Source organism: Candidatus Poriferisocius sp., from assembly GCF_965219815.1.
In the GTDB taxonomy this organism is placed as follows: domain Bacteria; phylum Actinomycetota; class Acidimicrobiia; order Acidimicrobiales; family Bin134; genus Poriferisocius.
Map to the genome: position 1 here is coordinate 3,172,508 of NZ_OZ244791.1, position 14,686 is coordinate 3,187,193.

General features: G+C 64.1%; 14 protein-coding genes. 5 read left to right on the forward strand and 9 right to left on the reverse strand.

What is annotated here, in order from left to right; all coding sequences use genetic code 11:
• The first annotated feature begins 28 nt into the window (after nucleotides 1-28).
• Nucleotides 29-988 (forward strand): class II fructose-bisphosphatase, encoded by a 960-nt coding sequence (glpX, locus tag ACOQPI_RS15255; RefSeq protein ID WP_420621051.1) that lies wholly within the window; start codon nucleotides 29-31, stop codon nucleotides 986-988.
• A gap of 42 nt (nucleotides 989-1,030) precedes the next feature.
• Here glpX and ACOQPI_RS15260 read toward each other — a convergent pair whose 3' ends face one another.
• Together ACOQPI_RS15260 and ACOQPI_RS15265 are read right to left on the reverse strand one after the other, a co-directional pair.
• The gene (locus ACOQPI_RS15260; protein WP_420620475.1) at nucleotides 1,031-3,109 is read right to left on the reverse strand and encodes an ABC transporter substrate-binding protein; all 2,079 of its coding nucleotides are present in this window, start codon (nucleotides 3,107-3,109) and stop codon (nucleotides 1,031-1,033) included.
• An 11-nt stretch (nucleotides 3,110-3,120) separates the two neighbouring features.
• Nucleotides 3,121-3,906, reverse strand: a complete 786-nt coding sequence (locus tag ACOQPI_RS15265) for an SDR family NAD(P)-dependent oxidoreductase (protein ID WP_420620476.1) — start codon at nucleotides 3,904-3,906, stop codon at nucleotides 3,121-3,123.
• A gap of 170 nt (nucleotides 3,907-4,076) precedes the next feature.
• On the opposite strand from ACOQPI_RS15265, the gene ACOQPI_RS15270 reads away from it, so the two are divergent.
• From ACOQPI_RS15270 to ACOQPI_RS15285, 4 genes are all read left to right on the forward strand, one after another.
• Nucleotides 4,077-4,307, forward strand: coding sequence for a FitA-like ribbon-helix-helix domain-containing protein (locus ACOQPI_RS15270; RefSeq protein WP_420620477.1), 231 nt, complete (start codon nucleotides 4,077-4,079; stop codon nucleotides 4,305-4,307).
• Between the two features lie 5 nt (nucleotides 4,308-4,312).
• On the forward strand, nucleotides 4,313-4,717 hold the full coding sequence (locus tag ACOQPI_RS15275; RefSeq protein WP_420620478.1) for a type II toxin-antitoxin system VapC family toxin: 405 nt from the start codon (nucleotides 4,313-4,315) through the stop codon (nucleotides 4,715-4,717).
• 1,024 nt (nucleotides 4,718-5,741) lie between these two features.
• Nucleotides 5,742-6,485 (forward strand): IS3 family transposase, encoded by a 744-nt coding sequence (locus tag ACOQPI_RS15280; protein ID WP_420620479.1) that lies wholly within the window; start codon nucleotides 5,742-5,744, stop codon nucleotides 6,483-6,485.
• Nucleotides 6,486-6,670: 185 nt separating this feature from the next.
• Nucleotides 6,671-6,910 (forward strand): integrase core domain-containing protein, encoded by a 240-nt coding sequence (locus ACOQPI_RS15285; RefSeq protein ID WP_420620480.1) that lies wholly within the window; start codon nucleotides 6,671-6,673, stop codon nucleotides 6,908-6,910.
• Between the two features lie 617 nt (nucleotides 6,911-7,527).
• Here the strand turns inward: ACOQPI_RS15285 and ACOQPI_RS15290 are convergent.
• From ACOQPI_RS15290 to atpH, 7 genes are all read right to left on the reverse strand, one after another.
• Nucleotides 7,528-8,364: an endonuclease gene (locus ACOQPI_RS15290; protein ID WP_420620481.1), complete on the reverse strand. Its 837-nt coding sequence runs from the start codon at nucleotides 8,362-8,364 to the stop codon at nucleotides 7,528-7,530.
• A gap of 7 nt (nucleotides 8,365-8,371) precedes the next feature.
• Nucleotides 8,372-9,649, reverse strand: coding sequence for a DNA methyltransferase (locus ACOQPI_RS15295; protein ID WP_420620482.1), 1,278 nt, complete (start codon nucleotides 9,647-9,649; stop codon nucleotides 8,372-8,374).
• A 199-nt stretch (nucleotides 9,650-9,848) separates the two neighbouring features.
• A complete protein-coding gene (locus tag ACOQPI_RS15300; RefSeq protein WP_420621052.1) occupies nucleotides 9,849-10,100 on the reverse strand; it encodes a F0F1 ATP synthase subunit epsilon in 252 nt (83 codons plus the stop codon).
• A gap of 8 nt (nucleotides 10,101-10,108) precedes the next feature.
• Complete coding sequence (atpD, locus tag ACOQPI_RS15305) at nucleotides 10,109-11,536, reverse strand: F0F1 ATP synthase subunit beta (protein ID WP_420620483.1); 1,428 nt, start codon at nucleotides 11,534-11,536, stop codon at nucleotides 10,109-10,111.
• A 14-nt stretch (nucleotides 11,537-11,550) separates the two neighbouring features.
• Nucleotides 11,551-12,486 (reverse strand): F0F1 ATP synthase subunit gamma, encoded by a 936-nt coding sequence (locus tag ACOQPI_RS15310; protein ID WP_420620484.1) that lies wholly within the window; start codon nucleotides 12,484-12,486, stop codon nucleotides 11,551-11,553.
• 4 nt (nucleotides 12,487-12,490) lie between these two features.
• The gene (gene atpA, locus ACOQPI_RS15315; protein ID WP_420620485.1) at nucleotides 12,491-14,116 is read right to left on the reverse strand and encodes a F0F1 ATP synthase subunit alpha; all 1,626 of its coding nucleotides are present in this window, start codon (nucleotides 14,114-14,116) and stop codon (nucleotides 12,491-12,493) included.
• A gap of 45 nt (nucleotides 14,117-14,161) precedes the next feature.
• On the reverse strand, nucleotides 14,162-14,686 hold the full coding sequence (gene atpH / locus ACOQPI_RS15320; protein ID WP_420620486.1) for an ATP synthase F1 subunit delta: 525 nt from the start codon (nucleotides 14,684-14,686) through the stop codon (nucleotides 14,162-14,164).

Consider the following 14,686-nt stretch of genomic DNA (forward strand, 5'->3'; position numbering starts at 1 on the left):
GCCCGAGACCCCCGACCGCAACCTGGCGATGGAGCTGGTCCGAGTGACCGAAGTTGCCGCTCTGGCCGCTTCCCGTTGGATGGGTCGGGGCGACAAGGAGGGGGCCGACGGCGCCGCCGTGGAGGCCATGCGGGTGCTGCTTCGGACCGTGCCGATGGACGGGATCGTGGTGATCGGCGAGGGTGAAAAGGACGAAGCCCCCATGCTCTTCAACGGGGAGCTGATCGGCGATGGCACGCCTCCGGAATGCGACATCGCGGTCGACCCCATCGACGGCACCACGCTCACCTCGCTGGGCCGGGGCAACGCCCTGTCGGTGATCGCGGTGTCCGACCGGGGAACCATGTTCAATCCCGGACCCTGCGTCTACATGGAGAAGATCGCCTACGGTCCCGAATGCGTGGGCTATGGCATCTCGATGGACAACTCCCCCACCCGCAACCTCGAGCTGGTGGCCGAGGCCAAGAGCGAGCCGGTGCGGGATGTGACCGCGGTGATCCTCGACCGCGACCGCCACTCGGAGCTGATCGCCGAGGTGCGCGACGCCGGCGCCCGCATCCGGCTCATTCCCGACGGCGACGTGGCCGGGGCCATCTCCACCGCCTGGCCCGACTCGGGGGCCGACATACTGTTCGGCATCGGGGGAACCCCCGAGGGCGTCATCTCTGCAGCCGCCCTCAAGTGCATGGGCGGTGAGCAACTCGGGAGGCTTTGGCCCCGCAACGACAGGGAGCGCAAGGAGGCGGAGAAGCTGGGTCGGGATGTGACCAAGGTGCTCACCGCCGACGACTTGGTTCAAGGCGACAACTGCTTCTTCGCCGCCACCGGGATTACCGACGGCGACCTGCTCAGGGGCGTCCACTACTACAAGAACCACGCCAGCACTCAGTCGCTGGTCATGCGGTCGAAGTCGGGCACCGTGCGGCTGGTGACCGCCGACCACCAATTGGACAAGCTGAACAGCTTCTCCGCCATCGAGTTCGGCTAGCGTCCTGCCCCTGAAAGCGGCAGGACGAGTTCGGCTAGCCGCTTACTGATCGGTTCGGTACAGGTAACGCAGATCCCAGTAGCCGTACAGCGTCGGCGTGGTGTTGCCGAACACGTTGCGGACCGCCCCCAACCGCTCGCCCTGCGTGGTGTAGATGAGCGGCACGTTCTCGGCGACGATCGCCTGCGCATCCCAGTAGTGCTGTACCCGCTGCTCGTGGTCGAGCTCTTTGCTGCCGGCGATGTACAGCTCATCTATCTCCGCCTCCCAATCCGTGGCGGGCTCGGGCTGATTCGGATGCCACAGGTGCAGACCTTCGCCGCTGTGCCACACGGTCATGCCGCCGAAGGGGTCGGGACTGCCGGTCAGCCCCACCACCATGGCCTGCCAGTCGTAGGTGGCGGTGAGCTGGGCCACCATGTCGCCGAAGTCCACGATACGGAAATCAACGTCGAGGCCGACTGCCGTCATCCCCTCGTGAATGATGCCGGTGATCTCGGAGCGAACGCTGTTCCCCTCGTTGGTGACCATCCGGAACGAGATGGGGTTGCCCACATCGTCCTCGCGGATGCCGTCGCCGTCGGTGTCTGTCCAGCCCATTTCGTCGAGGATCTCGTTGGCCCGGTCGAGGTCGTAGGCGTACTGGCGCACTTCGGGATTGTGGAAGTCGCCGGCCGCCGGGCTCACCGACGACCACTGCGGATAGCCCAAGCCGTGCTGGACTCCGTCGATCATGGCTGTTTTGTCCATGGTATGGGCAACGGCCTGTCGGAATGCCGTGTTCTGGAACCAATGCAGTTGCACGGGGTCGACATACGGCTCGCCCGCGTCGTTCGACCCGGGGTTCTGATTGAACGCCAAGAAATTGGTGCCGAACCCGGGGCCGCGGCGATGCAGGGTGAAGTTCTCCGCCTCGGCCACGGGATCGAGCACGGCGAACTCCTCGCCCAGCACGCCGTGCAAATCGGTGGTGCCGTCGCGGAACAATTCCAGTTCGTCTTCGAGCTCTTCCACGATCAGCTGCTCCACCCGGTCGAGATACGGCAGGCGCCCTCCCGCATCGTCAACCAGCCAGTAGTCGGGGTTTCGCGCGAAGACGAAGCGCTCGCCGGGGGTGTACTCCCCGATGGTGAACGGGCCGGTGCCGATTATCTCGGCAGGATCGGTGTCGATGTCCCAAAACTCCGTAAAGGTGCCCGCCTCGATGGGACCCTCGACGATGTGCTTGGGGTAGATGGCGGTGCCCATTGAGCGCAGGAACGGCGCGAACGGCTGCGGGAGGACGAATTCCACGGTGTGGTCATCCAGGGCCGTCACCGTCATCTGCGACTGCTCCCACTGGCCGGTCTCGTCATTCAGGAACCGGAACTCGAAGGAAGCCCGGCTCGCCGCTTGGAAGTCGTCGTTGTAGATGACCCGGTTGAACGTGAACTCCACGTCGTGGGCGGTGAACAGGGTGCCGTCGTGCCACTGCACGTCGTCGCGCAGATGGAACACCCAGCGCAGTCCGTCGTCGGAGCGCTCCCACGACTGCGCCAGCAGCGGCTCAATCTCATCGTTCAACCACGACGTTTCGGTGAGGCCCTCGAACAGGTACCCCAGCACGCCCGACGATCCGGCGTCCCTGGCCAGCGCGAGGTTGAACGTGAGGGGCTCGGAGATCGTCGCCACCGTGAGCGTGCCGCCGTGGTTGCCGATCTCATAGGAGAATCCCTCGGCGTTCCGGCGCAATTCCTCCACGATGGCCATAGACGGAACAAGTCCCCCGAACTGAGCCGCCGCCGCCATGCGACGGCGGAGCTGCTCCAGAGCTGACTGACCCGCCGGGTCGATTGCCTCGCTGCCATCGGGCGGAGCAGGCTCGACGGTCGGCGCGGGCGGAGCAGCCGTGGGCTCGGCAGTCGGCTTGGGGGTTGGCTCGGGGGGAGCAACCGTAGGTTCGGCGGTCGGTTCGGTGGCATCTGGCTCTTCAGAATCCGTGTCCGGCGCGACGGTCGCCTCGGGTGTCGACGCGGCAGGGGCAGGATCGTCATCCGAACAAGCGAACGTGATGGCTAAAACGAGCACGAGCACAAAGCCGAGCCACCGTTTGGGATTCGTTTCAGGAGTCCTTGCGAACATACGAAGGCAACTTAGCTGCGGCGGGAGAACCAACCGATGGTCGCACGGCGGAGATGCCGAGGCGCTTTGCTGGACAAGACGGCAAGCATCCGGTTCTGCCAGCTGCTTATCACCTCGGGCCGGGACTTTGCCGCCGCGGACAACGCCACTGAGGCCACGGCATCGGCATCTTGCCATCCAATCGACGGCCACCGGTCCAAATCCCAGTGACCTCGCTGGTGAAACTCGGTGTGGGTCAGTCCGGGCAACACGGTTGTGACCGTTACCCCAGTGCCCTTGTGCTCTTCATATAGGCCCTCGCCGAAGCTGGTGATGAACGCCTTGGTGGCCGAGTACACCGCAGTCATGGGCATGCCTTGAAGCGAGGCCATGGACGACACCAGGATCACCTGGCCCCGGTCCCGGGCGGTCATCGGTCCCAACGCGGCATGGGTCAGCCGCACCAGCGCCACCACGTTCACATCGATGGTCTCCGACACCTCAGCGAGGTCTTGGGCGTGAAACAGCCCCTCGTAACCCAGGCCGGCGTTGTTCACCAGCAGGTCTATGGGCGCATCTTCGGCCATCACCCGCTTCTCCACCGCGGCCAACCTCTCTGGGTCGCATAGATCGGCCTCCATCACCTCAACATCCAACTGACCCCCGCTGGCCCGCAACTCAGCAGCCAGTTCCTCTAGTCGGTCGCCGCTACGGGCTACTAGCACCAAGTCAACCCCCGCAGCGGCCAATTGCACTGCCATCGCCCGGCCGATTCCCGTCGATGCCCCAGTGACCAACGCCCGCTCCCACCGAGGCATCCGCGACCCTTCCAACTTAATTTTGGGCATCCTCATTCGACCCAAACCTGATGCACTCACAGCGACAAAACTAGCGCCTGGCCGAACCCCGTCCATTGATCTGGCAGCTCAGCAGCCTTCATTCACGAAGCAGGTTGCATAACGCTGTCGTTTGATATCATAATGCAAGCATGGCAAATGTGCTGGTCCGCAACCTCCCCGATGAGACACACACGCTGCTCCAGCAGCGCGCGGCCCGCGAGGGCAAGTCGCTCCAACAGTTCCTAGTGGCAGAATTGCAGCGGCTAGCCGAGCGGCCTTCAGTCCATGACGTTCTGGAACGGGCTAGACAGCAGAGCGGCGGACGGATCGGTCTCGCCGAGGCCGCCGAGTATCTGGCCGAAGAACGCCAGCAGCGTTGATAGTGGTGGACGCGTCGGTGGCGGTCAACGCCCTCGCCGACAACTCATCAGACGGCGACCGAGCACGGGCCGCACTGCTGGCAGACCCTGACCTCGCTGCCCCTGACCTCATGAATGTGGAAGTCGTATCCGTGCTCCGTCAGTGGTGGCAACGGGGACAATTGAGTGACCAGAACATGCGCGAAGCCATCGCAAACCTGGCCGCTCTCGATGTTGCCCACTACCCAACCTTGCCGCTCATGGATCGCGCCTACGAGCTTCGCTCCAATCTCACCCCCTACGACGCTGCCTATGTGGCCCTGGCTGAAACGCTCGACTGTCCCCTGCTAACCGCCGACGTCAGACTGGCCAAAGCACCAGGCCCCCTCTGCCAAATCGACGTCATCGGTCAGCAAGAGATCATCTCCTAGCCTGATTCGGTAGCCGTTATGGCCGACGACTGGGCCCAGTGCTCGGGCTCTCAGCGTCTGCCGCTCAATTCACCACCAGCTTCTCCCAATCCGGGCAACCCCCGTCCATGATGATCTTGATGATGGCCCGTCGGCACTACTCCTGCGCTATAGCCAGCATGCTGCACGTATCCGAGCGGTCGTCGACACGCCCAGTATGGACGGCTTTCGACCGCAATTCGTAGATCTTCTTGAAGTCGCGCATCAAACTGAGCCGTTCCGACGAGGAGGTGCCTAGGTATCACGCTGCACGCAAGGCCAAGCTGAATCGCAACTCGGTCGTGCTTCCCTCATTGATGTAGAGGGATTCCAGCGCTATTCCCAAGTCGATGAACTTGTCAACGGTAAGCCGGTCCGTGCGAGACCGGATCCACCTGTCGATGGGAACAACCAGCCGCCTTGCGGTCTCAGTGTCAAGTCCCCTCCGCGCGCGGTACAGGGCCAGCGCTTCCTGCACGGTTGTCTCTGTGGCATTGCCGGAAGCGCCACTCGGAACGTGGTCATGGACTGCATCTCGGCTATACCCGTACCCGAGGGATGTCCGTACCTTGCAGATATGGTCCTCGTCGAGATGCGACCACCATGCCGCAGCCCGCACCGCGCCCCCAGTGATCAAGGACAACGCTTCACAGAATCGCCATGCGTCGAAGCCAGGGTCGTCGCGGGACGCATCCTCATGCTTGAACACCTCGTATTGGGAATGGATTAGGTTTCCGTCGCCGACTGTCTCTGCTGGATTGATAAACACCGGCTACACGGATGTATCAATCACCAAGATGGTGTCGAGCGAGAAGTCTTCGGCCCTCGGCCCCGTAGGCCCATTCATTTCGGGCAGGTAGTGCGGAAACGCAGTGGAAGTGTTCGGTAATGGGACGAGTCGTATGCCGTTGGCGTGACCCCCTTGAGTTTGGTCCGGCTGATGTGTCCACAATTTTTTGGTCTTGGTTTGTGAGAGTGGTGGTGTTCCTAGCTGGGAGGTGCGGGGATGCCGTTTTCGTATTCGTCGGAGTTCCGGGGAATGGTGCTGGACCAGATCCGGGCTGGCCGGTCGGTGGCCGGGCTGGCCCGTGAGCTGGAGATGGCCGAGTCGACGCTGTATCGCTGGAAGCGCCAAGACCGTATTGATCAGGGCTTGGTGCCGGGCACGTCGAGCCGCGAGGGCGCTGAGCTGCAGGAGGCCCGGCGCCGGATCAAAGAGCTCGAGGGCGAGCTGGCTGCGGTCAAGCGGGCGTCGGAGCTGTTCGGCGAGGATCGGGTGATGCGCCCAAAAGACCTGTACCCGATCGTGGAGGCCTTGGGGGCTGAGGGGCACGGCCTAAAGGGGTCGTGCCGGCTCTTGGGCGTCTCGGCGTCGGGGTTCTTTTATTGGCGGGCCAGGCCGCTGACGGCGCGCGCTGTGCGGCGGGCATGGCTTGCAGATGTCGTCGCGGAGATCTGGGTGCGGTCCAGGCGCACCTACGGGTGGCGGCGCGTCCAGGCCGAGCTGGCCGAGGTCTACGGCCACCGGGCCAGCCGCAATCTGGTGCTGTCGGTCATGCGCGAGCAGCACATATGCGGGCTGCCCCGCCGCAAGAGCCGAAAGTCAGGCAGATCCCCGGACGGTCCAGCCGCTGACCTTGTGAACCGCGAGTTCGACCGGGACGGGCCGAACCAGCTCTGGATGACCGACATCACCGAGCACCCGACACGAGAGGGCAAGCTCTATGTGTGCGCGGTACTTGACGCGTGATCCCGCAAGGTCGTCGGCTGGTCGATAGACCGCCGCCAGACCGCGGCCATGGTCAACTCCGCTCTCGCCATGGCCATCGACAGCCGCAGACCGCGCCCCGGCGCAGTCGTCCACTCCGACCACCGGTTGAATCCGGCCAGTTCACGTCATGGGCGTTCAGCCAGCGACTCCGAAAAGCGAACCTCGTGCAGTCACTGGGCGCCGTCGGCGACGCGTTCGACAACGCCATGGTCGAATCGTTCTGGGCGCGTCTGCAAACCGAGCTGCTGAACACCAGGAAATGGAAAACCCGCACCGAGCTGTCCACCGCTATCTTCGACTGGATCGAGATCTTCTACAATCGAACCCGGCGACACTCATCGCTCGGCAACATCTCACCCGCCGAGTTCGAGAAACGCCACCAACAACAACCACACGCCGCCTGACTCCCGCAAACCCGGACCAACAAACAGGTGACACATCAGGCGGACCAAAAAACGGGGTCCGGTCACCGTCGCTGACGTTGACCTCGCGGTCGATTCGCAGTCCCTTGATCAGTGTTATCTTCTGATACTGCACGTCCCGATCCGTGAGCCCGATGAGAAACGCATTAGCCGCATAGTTAGGACCTCGCGCGATGGCGATGTCCAACCAATGCCCTAGCAGGTCGCCGACCTTGAATCCGCTGGTAGACCCTCCGACGGTGGCATACACGGCGGACTGGATATGGCCATCATGGATGTATTCCCGCAATTGAGCCTTGATGACATTCGTCAGTTGGCCCTCAATCTCGACGTCCTGAACGACTGGTCGAAGGGAGTAGGCGTGCATCCTCGCTGAGGGGTCGTAGGAGGTGCGAAAAGACCTCAAGAGCGACCGATAGATGTTCATATCGACCAACGACGGAGAAACACCGTGCCGCTGATCCACTACCCTCGCAGACCTCAGTGCCCTGTCGAGTAGGGCTGCGAGCACCTCTGTCGTTGGAAGGCTCACCATTCACCCCTTTTGAACAGCCGGTTTGCGCTTCGGCGCTATCGTATAAGAGCTATGAATCAACCTCTCAGGGGTTTTGGCTCGCGGACTGGCGGTAAGACTTGAGTTCTTCGGCGGTTAGCTGGTCTGGTGCCACCAGCTCATAGTGCTGCTCTCGGGCGATGGTGATTCTGTCGTCGGACTCCTCGAATTCGAATAGAGCGATCTCGTTGTTGGCCATGAACTGAGCGGCAATGGGGCGGGCCAGCAAGTCAGGGAATTTCTGCTCGGCAACTCTGAAATCCTGCCAGACCTGGATCACACTGAGGGCATCTGCTCCGCCTTTGGCCTGCACTGGCAAAACGTAGTGAGCACCGTGTTGATCGAGGCCTACATACAGGTCATCGGTTTCGACCTGGGAACTGCTTCTCGTGCCGTCGATGGCATTCTCCACGGTCACAGAGGTCCGCAGATGGCTTTGCAACGGGTAGCAGGCGAGACCGGTGAATACGTCGAGAAGACGGTTGTAGCGCAGTCTTGCCAGAAGGGCCTGCTCGTCGGTCATGGCGTATTTTGCGATAACCCCAGGGGTCGAATCAGGCAGCCTGACGGTGCGGATTCCCATGCGGGGCTCAATGAGGTTGAACGGCACAGCTCGCAGCACGTAGACGGCGTTTCCTCCAGGGAAGATCGCCCACTCGCTGTTCGGGGGCGCCGCTTCGCGCACGCTGTCGGGCAAGGGGACCCGGTAGCGCAGGGAGTAGATGATGTCCCCAAGGTTCTTTGGGCGCGGTTCGCCCAGTGTCTCGGCGGCTGCGACCAGTTCTTCGCGCTGAAACGCCACTTCGACCATCCCCGGCTTGAAGTGACCGGCAAAGATCTTGGCAATTATGCGCTGGGCAAGGCTCTCGCTGGCTGTACTCATCGCTCGGTCATGCCTTGGCAGTACCCGGCCAACGGAGAACGAGCACCTCTTCGCGTAGTTGCTCATTAGTCGCGGTGGCATGGCGGGTGCGGAACAAGTCGATGGCCTCTACCTCGTATCCGGAGCGCTCGGCGATCTCAGCGAGAAGCTGGCCGGTGCGGATCATCACCCTCAGATATGAAGCCTGATCGCCCACCACGTAGGCCAGGCGAGCACCGGGGCGCAGCACTTTGCCCAAAGAGGCGAAATGACGGGCCATCCCGCCGAAGTACAACTTGGTCACCCGGTGGTACATCCGCTCAAATCCCGACTCCTTACCCAACTCAATGCGCCGGGCTTCGATAGACGCGGCGATGCGCTCGACTTCGGCATCACCGCTGACCCATTCGTCGTCGTTGTCGTTGCGATACACGCCGCGGGTGTTTGACCTTACGAGCTCCTTCTTCATCGCCTGAAGGTCGGACCTCTCACTGATATAGCCCAACAAGACTGACTCCAGCCGAACGGTGCGCGAATAGTCCTTCTCGTTGGGATACGGCGGTGATGTGATGACCGCGTCGACGCTCTTGGGTTCAATGTACCGGCCCACTTCCCGCGCATCGCCTTCTATGGCACAAGCTGGCGTTGAGTCCGAAGGCCCGAGATGCCGTATGTCGTCGGCCATCGACAACACGCACGCCATCCACCGGCTCACCACGCTGGCATCTTGTTTGACCCTGCCCACGCCGACCTCGGGACCGAATCGGAGATTGCCGACATCGGTTGGAAGCACCCGGGCCAGTGCAAGCTTCTCGTGAGCGGCAAATCTGGCATCGTGTTCGCCTTCCAGCGCTTCTTTCAAGACAAGCACCTTGTGCAGCGGCAACGGGCTGATCGAATTCTTCAACAAGAGCTTGGCGGTCTGTGCAGGCAGCGACCGAAGCGGCACTTCAGACGGCGGGTCCTGCATCGGCTCGTCGCTGATACCGTCCGCGGCCAATATGGCAAGCGCCTTCTCAGCGATAAGCCCGGCGTGCGCTGCAAGGCTGTCCGGGTCGGGCGACCAGTCCACCTTCGTGCTGGCGGCAAGGCGGGAAACCCCGACCGCTTCCAAGCCGACACTGGGAATCCCCAGCTTTTTGGCCTCCACCAGCGTCGTGCCCGTACCGCAGAAGGGATCCAACAAGCGCTGTTTTCCATCGAGGCCGAAACGATGGGTATAGTCCCTTACCAAATGAGGCGGGAAGGAAAGAACAAACCGATACCAGTCGTGGGCGGGAGCATCCTGGGACAGCAACGCGTTCATGGACCCGTTCGTCCCGGGACGCGGTGAATCACCCATAAGGGTCACGGTAGACCAAGAACTACTGCCAGGTAGCGGAATTGGGCGAGGCCGAGGCCCCTCGAAACGTCTCACAGCAGCTCCCCTCGTGGAGTGAACGGCCGACACTAGAGACGAGCAGTGACAATTGGCTGCGGAGGGAAGCCTGCGACTTAGAGCAAGCTCAGCTAACGGTGGCGGAGTCGCTGAGTAGGGCGACGGTGTCGTGGGAGACTTCCACGAAACCGCGCTCGACGGCGATGGTGGTCTTGGCGCCGTCGGTGGTGTACACCCGGACGTCGCTGGGCACCAGCACGCCCAAGAAGGGCACGTGGCCGGGCTGGAACGCGATCTCCCCGTCGGTGGTGCGGGCCACCACCATCTCGGCTTCGCCGGTGTAGACGATCTCCTCAGGGGAGACGAGTTCGACGTTCATCGCCACGGTCAGGCTGCCTGGGCCTCGAGTTCGGCGGCTTTGCGGTGGGCATCCTCGGCGCCGCCGACCATGAAGAAGGCCTGCTCGGGCAGGTCGTCTAGGTCACCCCTCACCAAAGCCTCAAATGAGTCCACCGTCTCGTTGACCGGGGTGAACACGCCGGGCAGACCGGTGAACACCTCGGCCACGAACATGGGCTGGGACAAGAACCGCTGCACCTTGCGGGCCCGGGACACGATCACCTTGTCCTCCTCCGACAGCTCGTCGAGGCCCAAGATGGCGATGATGTCCTGAAGCTCCTTGTAGCGCTGGAGGATCTCCTGCACCCGGCGGGCCACGCCGTAGTGGCGGTCGCCGACAACCTCGGGAGTGAGGATTGTGGAGGTGGAGGCCAACGGGTCCACCGCCGGGTAGATGCCCAGCGCGGCGATGTCGCGGCTCAGCTCGGTGGTGCCGTCGAAGTGGGTGAACGAGGTGAACGGCGCCGGGTCGGTGTAGTCGTCGGCCGGCACGTACACGGCCTGAAGCGAGGTGATGGACCGGCCCCGGGTGGAGGTGATGCGCTCTTGGAGCTCGCCCATCTCGTCGGCCAGCGTGGGCTGATAGCCCACCGCCGAGGGCATCCGGCCCAACAGGGTGGACACCTCGGAGCCGGCCTGCACAAAGCGGAAGATGTTGTCGATGAACAACAGCACGTCCTGGTTCTGCACGTCGCGGAAGTACTCGGCCATTGTCACCCCGGCCAGGCCCACCCGCAGCCGCACGCCGGGAGGCTCGTCCATCTGGCCGAACACCAGGGCGGCCTTGTCCAAAACGCCCGACTCCTCCATCTCCAAGAACAGGTCGGTGCCTTCACGGGTGCGCTCGCCCACCCCGGCGAACACCGACACGCCCCCGTGCTGGGTGGCCACCCGGTTGATCATCTCGGTGATAAGCACGGTCTTGCCCACACCGGCACCGCCGAACAGGCCGATCTTGCCGCCCTCCTTGTAAGGGGTGAGCAGGTCGATGACCTTGATGCCGGTCTCGAACATGCGGGTGGACGGCTCCAGGGAATCGAACGACGGGGCCGGGCGGTGGATCTCCCACTCCTCGCCCACGTCCAGGGTGCTGCGGTCGGTGTCCAGGCACTCCCCCACCACGTTCCACACGTGGCCCAGGGTCACGTCGCCCACCGGCACGGTCATGCCCTGGCCGGTGTTGCGCACCACGGTGCCCCGGGTGAGGCCGTCGGTGGGCTTCAGGGCGATGGCCCGCACCCGGCCATCGCCGATCTGCTGGGCCACCTCGGCCTTCACGGTCACGGTCTCCCCGTCCACGTTCACGTCGAACTCGAGGGCGGTGTTGATCTCCGGCAGGGCGTCTGGGGGGAACTCGGCGTCGATGACCGGGCCGGCGATTGCGACCACCCGGCCGTCTTTGAGATTCTCCGACATCTGAACTTCTTCTCCTACTGGTTGGCGGTGGCGAGGAGATCGGCGATATCGCCTTCGTCGTCCTCTTCCTTTAGGGCTTCGGCACCGCCGACGATCTCCATGATCTCGGTGGTGATGGCGTCTTGGCGGGCCCGGTTCATGGCCCGGGTGAGCTTGGTGATCAGCTCCTCGGCGTTGTCGGTGGCCGCCTTCATGGCTCGCTGGCGGTTGGCGTGCTCAGAAGCGGCCGCGTCCAGCAGCGCCGAGAACAGCCGCGACTCCACATAACGGGGCAAAAGCGACTCCAGCACTCCCTCAGGGGAGGGCTCGAACTCGAAGGCGGCCCGCAGCTCGCCGGTTCCGGCGGCGGCGATCACGTCGATGCTCTCCAACGGCAGGAAGCGCCGCACGGCCACCCTTTGGGTGCCGATGGTGAAGAACTCCATGTAGGCCAAGATCACCTCGTCGATGTGGCCCGACTCGAACCGGTCGGCCACGATCTCGGCCACCTGGCGGGCGTCGTCGTAGGTGGGGGTGTCGCTCATGCCGATGAAGGCCTCATCGATCCGGTAGTTGCGGAATCGGAAGTAGTCCTGTCCCTTCTTGCCGATGAGCATGAGCGAGTAGTCCTGCCCCTTGGTCTGGGCGTCCATCAGCTCCCGCTCGGCGGCCTTGATAACCGAGCTGTTGTAGGGCCCGGCCAAGCCCCGGTCAGAGGTGATGACCACAAACCCCACCCGGCGCACCGGGTCGCGCCGCTCAAGCAGCGGATGCGAGGCCTCGGCCCCGCCCGCGGCCACGTCTTCGATAACGCTGGTGAGCTTGGTGGAGTAGGGCCGGGCGGCGTGGGCCCTCTGCTGGGCCTTCACCACCCGGGTGGCGGCGATGAGCTCCATGGCCCGGGTGATCTTCTTGGTGGACTGCACCGACGAGATCCGCCGGCGAAGTGCCCGTTCCTGACCACCGGGCATGGATTCAGTCTTCCTCGGGCCGCTGGATGTCGGTCTCGGGAAGCGTGTGGTCGGCGTCCACCACACCGGATGCTGCCTCGGCCTGCGCCTCGGCATCGGGCTCGTCGCCCTCGGGCTCGGCCGACGACTCGAACTGGGCCGCAAAAGCCGAAACCGCGGCCTCCATGGCCTCTTCGTCCACCGCTCCGGTGTCCACTACCGCCGACATCAGGTCGGCATTGCGGGCCCGGACCCACTCCAGCAGCTCAGACTCGAAGCGGGCCACGTCTTCGACGGGGATGTTGTCCAAGTAGCCCCGGGTGCCGGCATACAGCGACACCACCTGCTCTTCCACCGGCATGGGCGTCTGGATGCCCTGCTTGAGCAGCTCGGTGAGGCGGTATCCCCGGTCGAGCTGGGCCTGCGACACGGCATCGAGATCGGAGCCGAAAGCGGCAAAGGCCTCGAGCTCGCGGAACTGCTGGAGGTCGGCCTTCAGCGTGCCCACCGCGGTTTTCATGGCCTTGATCTGGGCCGCCGAGCCCACCCGGGACACCGAGATGCCCACGTCCACCGCAGGCCGCACTCCCGACTTGAACAGGTCGTCCTGCAAGAAGATCTGTCCGTCGGTGATGGAGATCACGTTGGTGGGGATGTAGGCCGACACGTCGCCGGCTTTGGTCTCGATGATGGGCAGCGCGGTCAGCGACCCCGCCCCCCGCTCGTCGCTCAGCTTGGCCGCCCGCTCCAGCAGCCGGCTGTGCAGGTAGAACACGTCGCCGGGGTAGGCCTCCCGTCCCGGCGGGCGGCGGAGCAGAAGCGCCATCTGGCGGTAGGCTTCGGCCTGCTTCGACAGGTCGTCGTACACCGCCAGCGCGTGTCCGCCGTTGTCCATCCAGTGCTGGCCCATGGCGCAGCCGGCGTAGGGGGCCAGGTACTTGAACGGGGCCGGATCGGAGGCGGGGGCCACCACCACCACCGTGTACTCCATAGCGCCCCGCTCGGCCAGCGTGGCCACCGCCTGGGCCACGGTGGAGGCCTTCTGGCCGATGGCCACATAGATGCACTTCACCCCCTGGCCCTTCTGGTTCAAGATTGTGTCCATGGCCACGGTGGTCTTGCCCGTCTTGCGGTCGCCGATGATCAGCTCCCGCTGGCCCCGGCCGATGGGGATGAGCGAGTCGATGGCCTTGATTCCGGTCTGAATGGGCTCGTGTACCGGCTTGCGGCCGGTGATGCCGGGCGCCTGCACCTCCATGCGGCGGGTGTCGGCGCCGACGATGGGGCCCTTGCCGTCTACCGGCTCGCCCAGGGCGTTCACCACCCGGCCCAAGAGGGCATCGCCTACCGGAACCGACAGGATGTCGCCGGTGGAGCGGACCGCCTGGCCCTCTTCGATCTCGTCCACCTCGCCCAGCACCACCGCGCCGATGGAGTCCTCGTCCAAGTTCAGGGCCAAGCCAATGGTCCCGTTCTCAAACTCAAGCATCTCGTTCACCGCCGCGCCGGGCAGCCCGGAGATGCGGGCGATGCCGTCGCCCACTTCGGTGATCCGCCCCACCTGGGCCAATTCGACCTCAGGTTGGAACCCTTCCAGGTTGCGGCGGATGGCCTCGGCTATGGAACCGGTGTCGATGGTCAGCTCTGCCATTGCTCTCCTCGGTAAGAAACGTTCATCAAACTCGTGTGCACGGGATTAGAAGGTGTCCCGCAACTGGCTCAGGCGGTGGCAGACTGATCCGTCGATCACCTCGTCGCCGATGGTGGCCACCACGCCGCCCATGATGCTGGGATCGACAACCACCTTGATGTCCACCTGATGGCCGGTGGCCGCGCTCAGGGCGGCGGCCAGCCGCTCGGCTTGGTCGTCGGAGAGGGCCACCGCAGACCGCACCTCGGCCACTGAGCGGCCCCGGTCGCGGGCATTGATCTCCACCGCCTCCCGGGCAATGCCGATCAGATCCGACGACCGCCCCGCGGCCACGATCATGGACACCATGGCGGTGGTGGTGTCGGAGGCGTGGCCGCCCAGCAGGTCTTCCACGATCTGCTGGCGGCGGGCGGCGGGGATCTGCCGGTCGGACAGAGTCATCCGCAGCTCGTCAGAGCCCTCCAGCGCCCGAGCGACGCGGAAAAGCTCGTCGGCCACCAAGTCGAGGTTGCCCTCGACCCGGGCCACTGCGGCCACAGCATCGGCGTAGCTGGCAGATCGCTCAGCCAT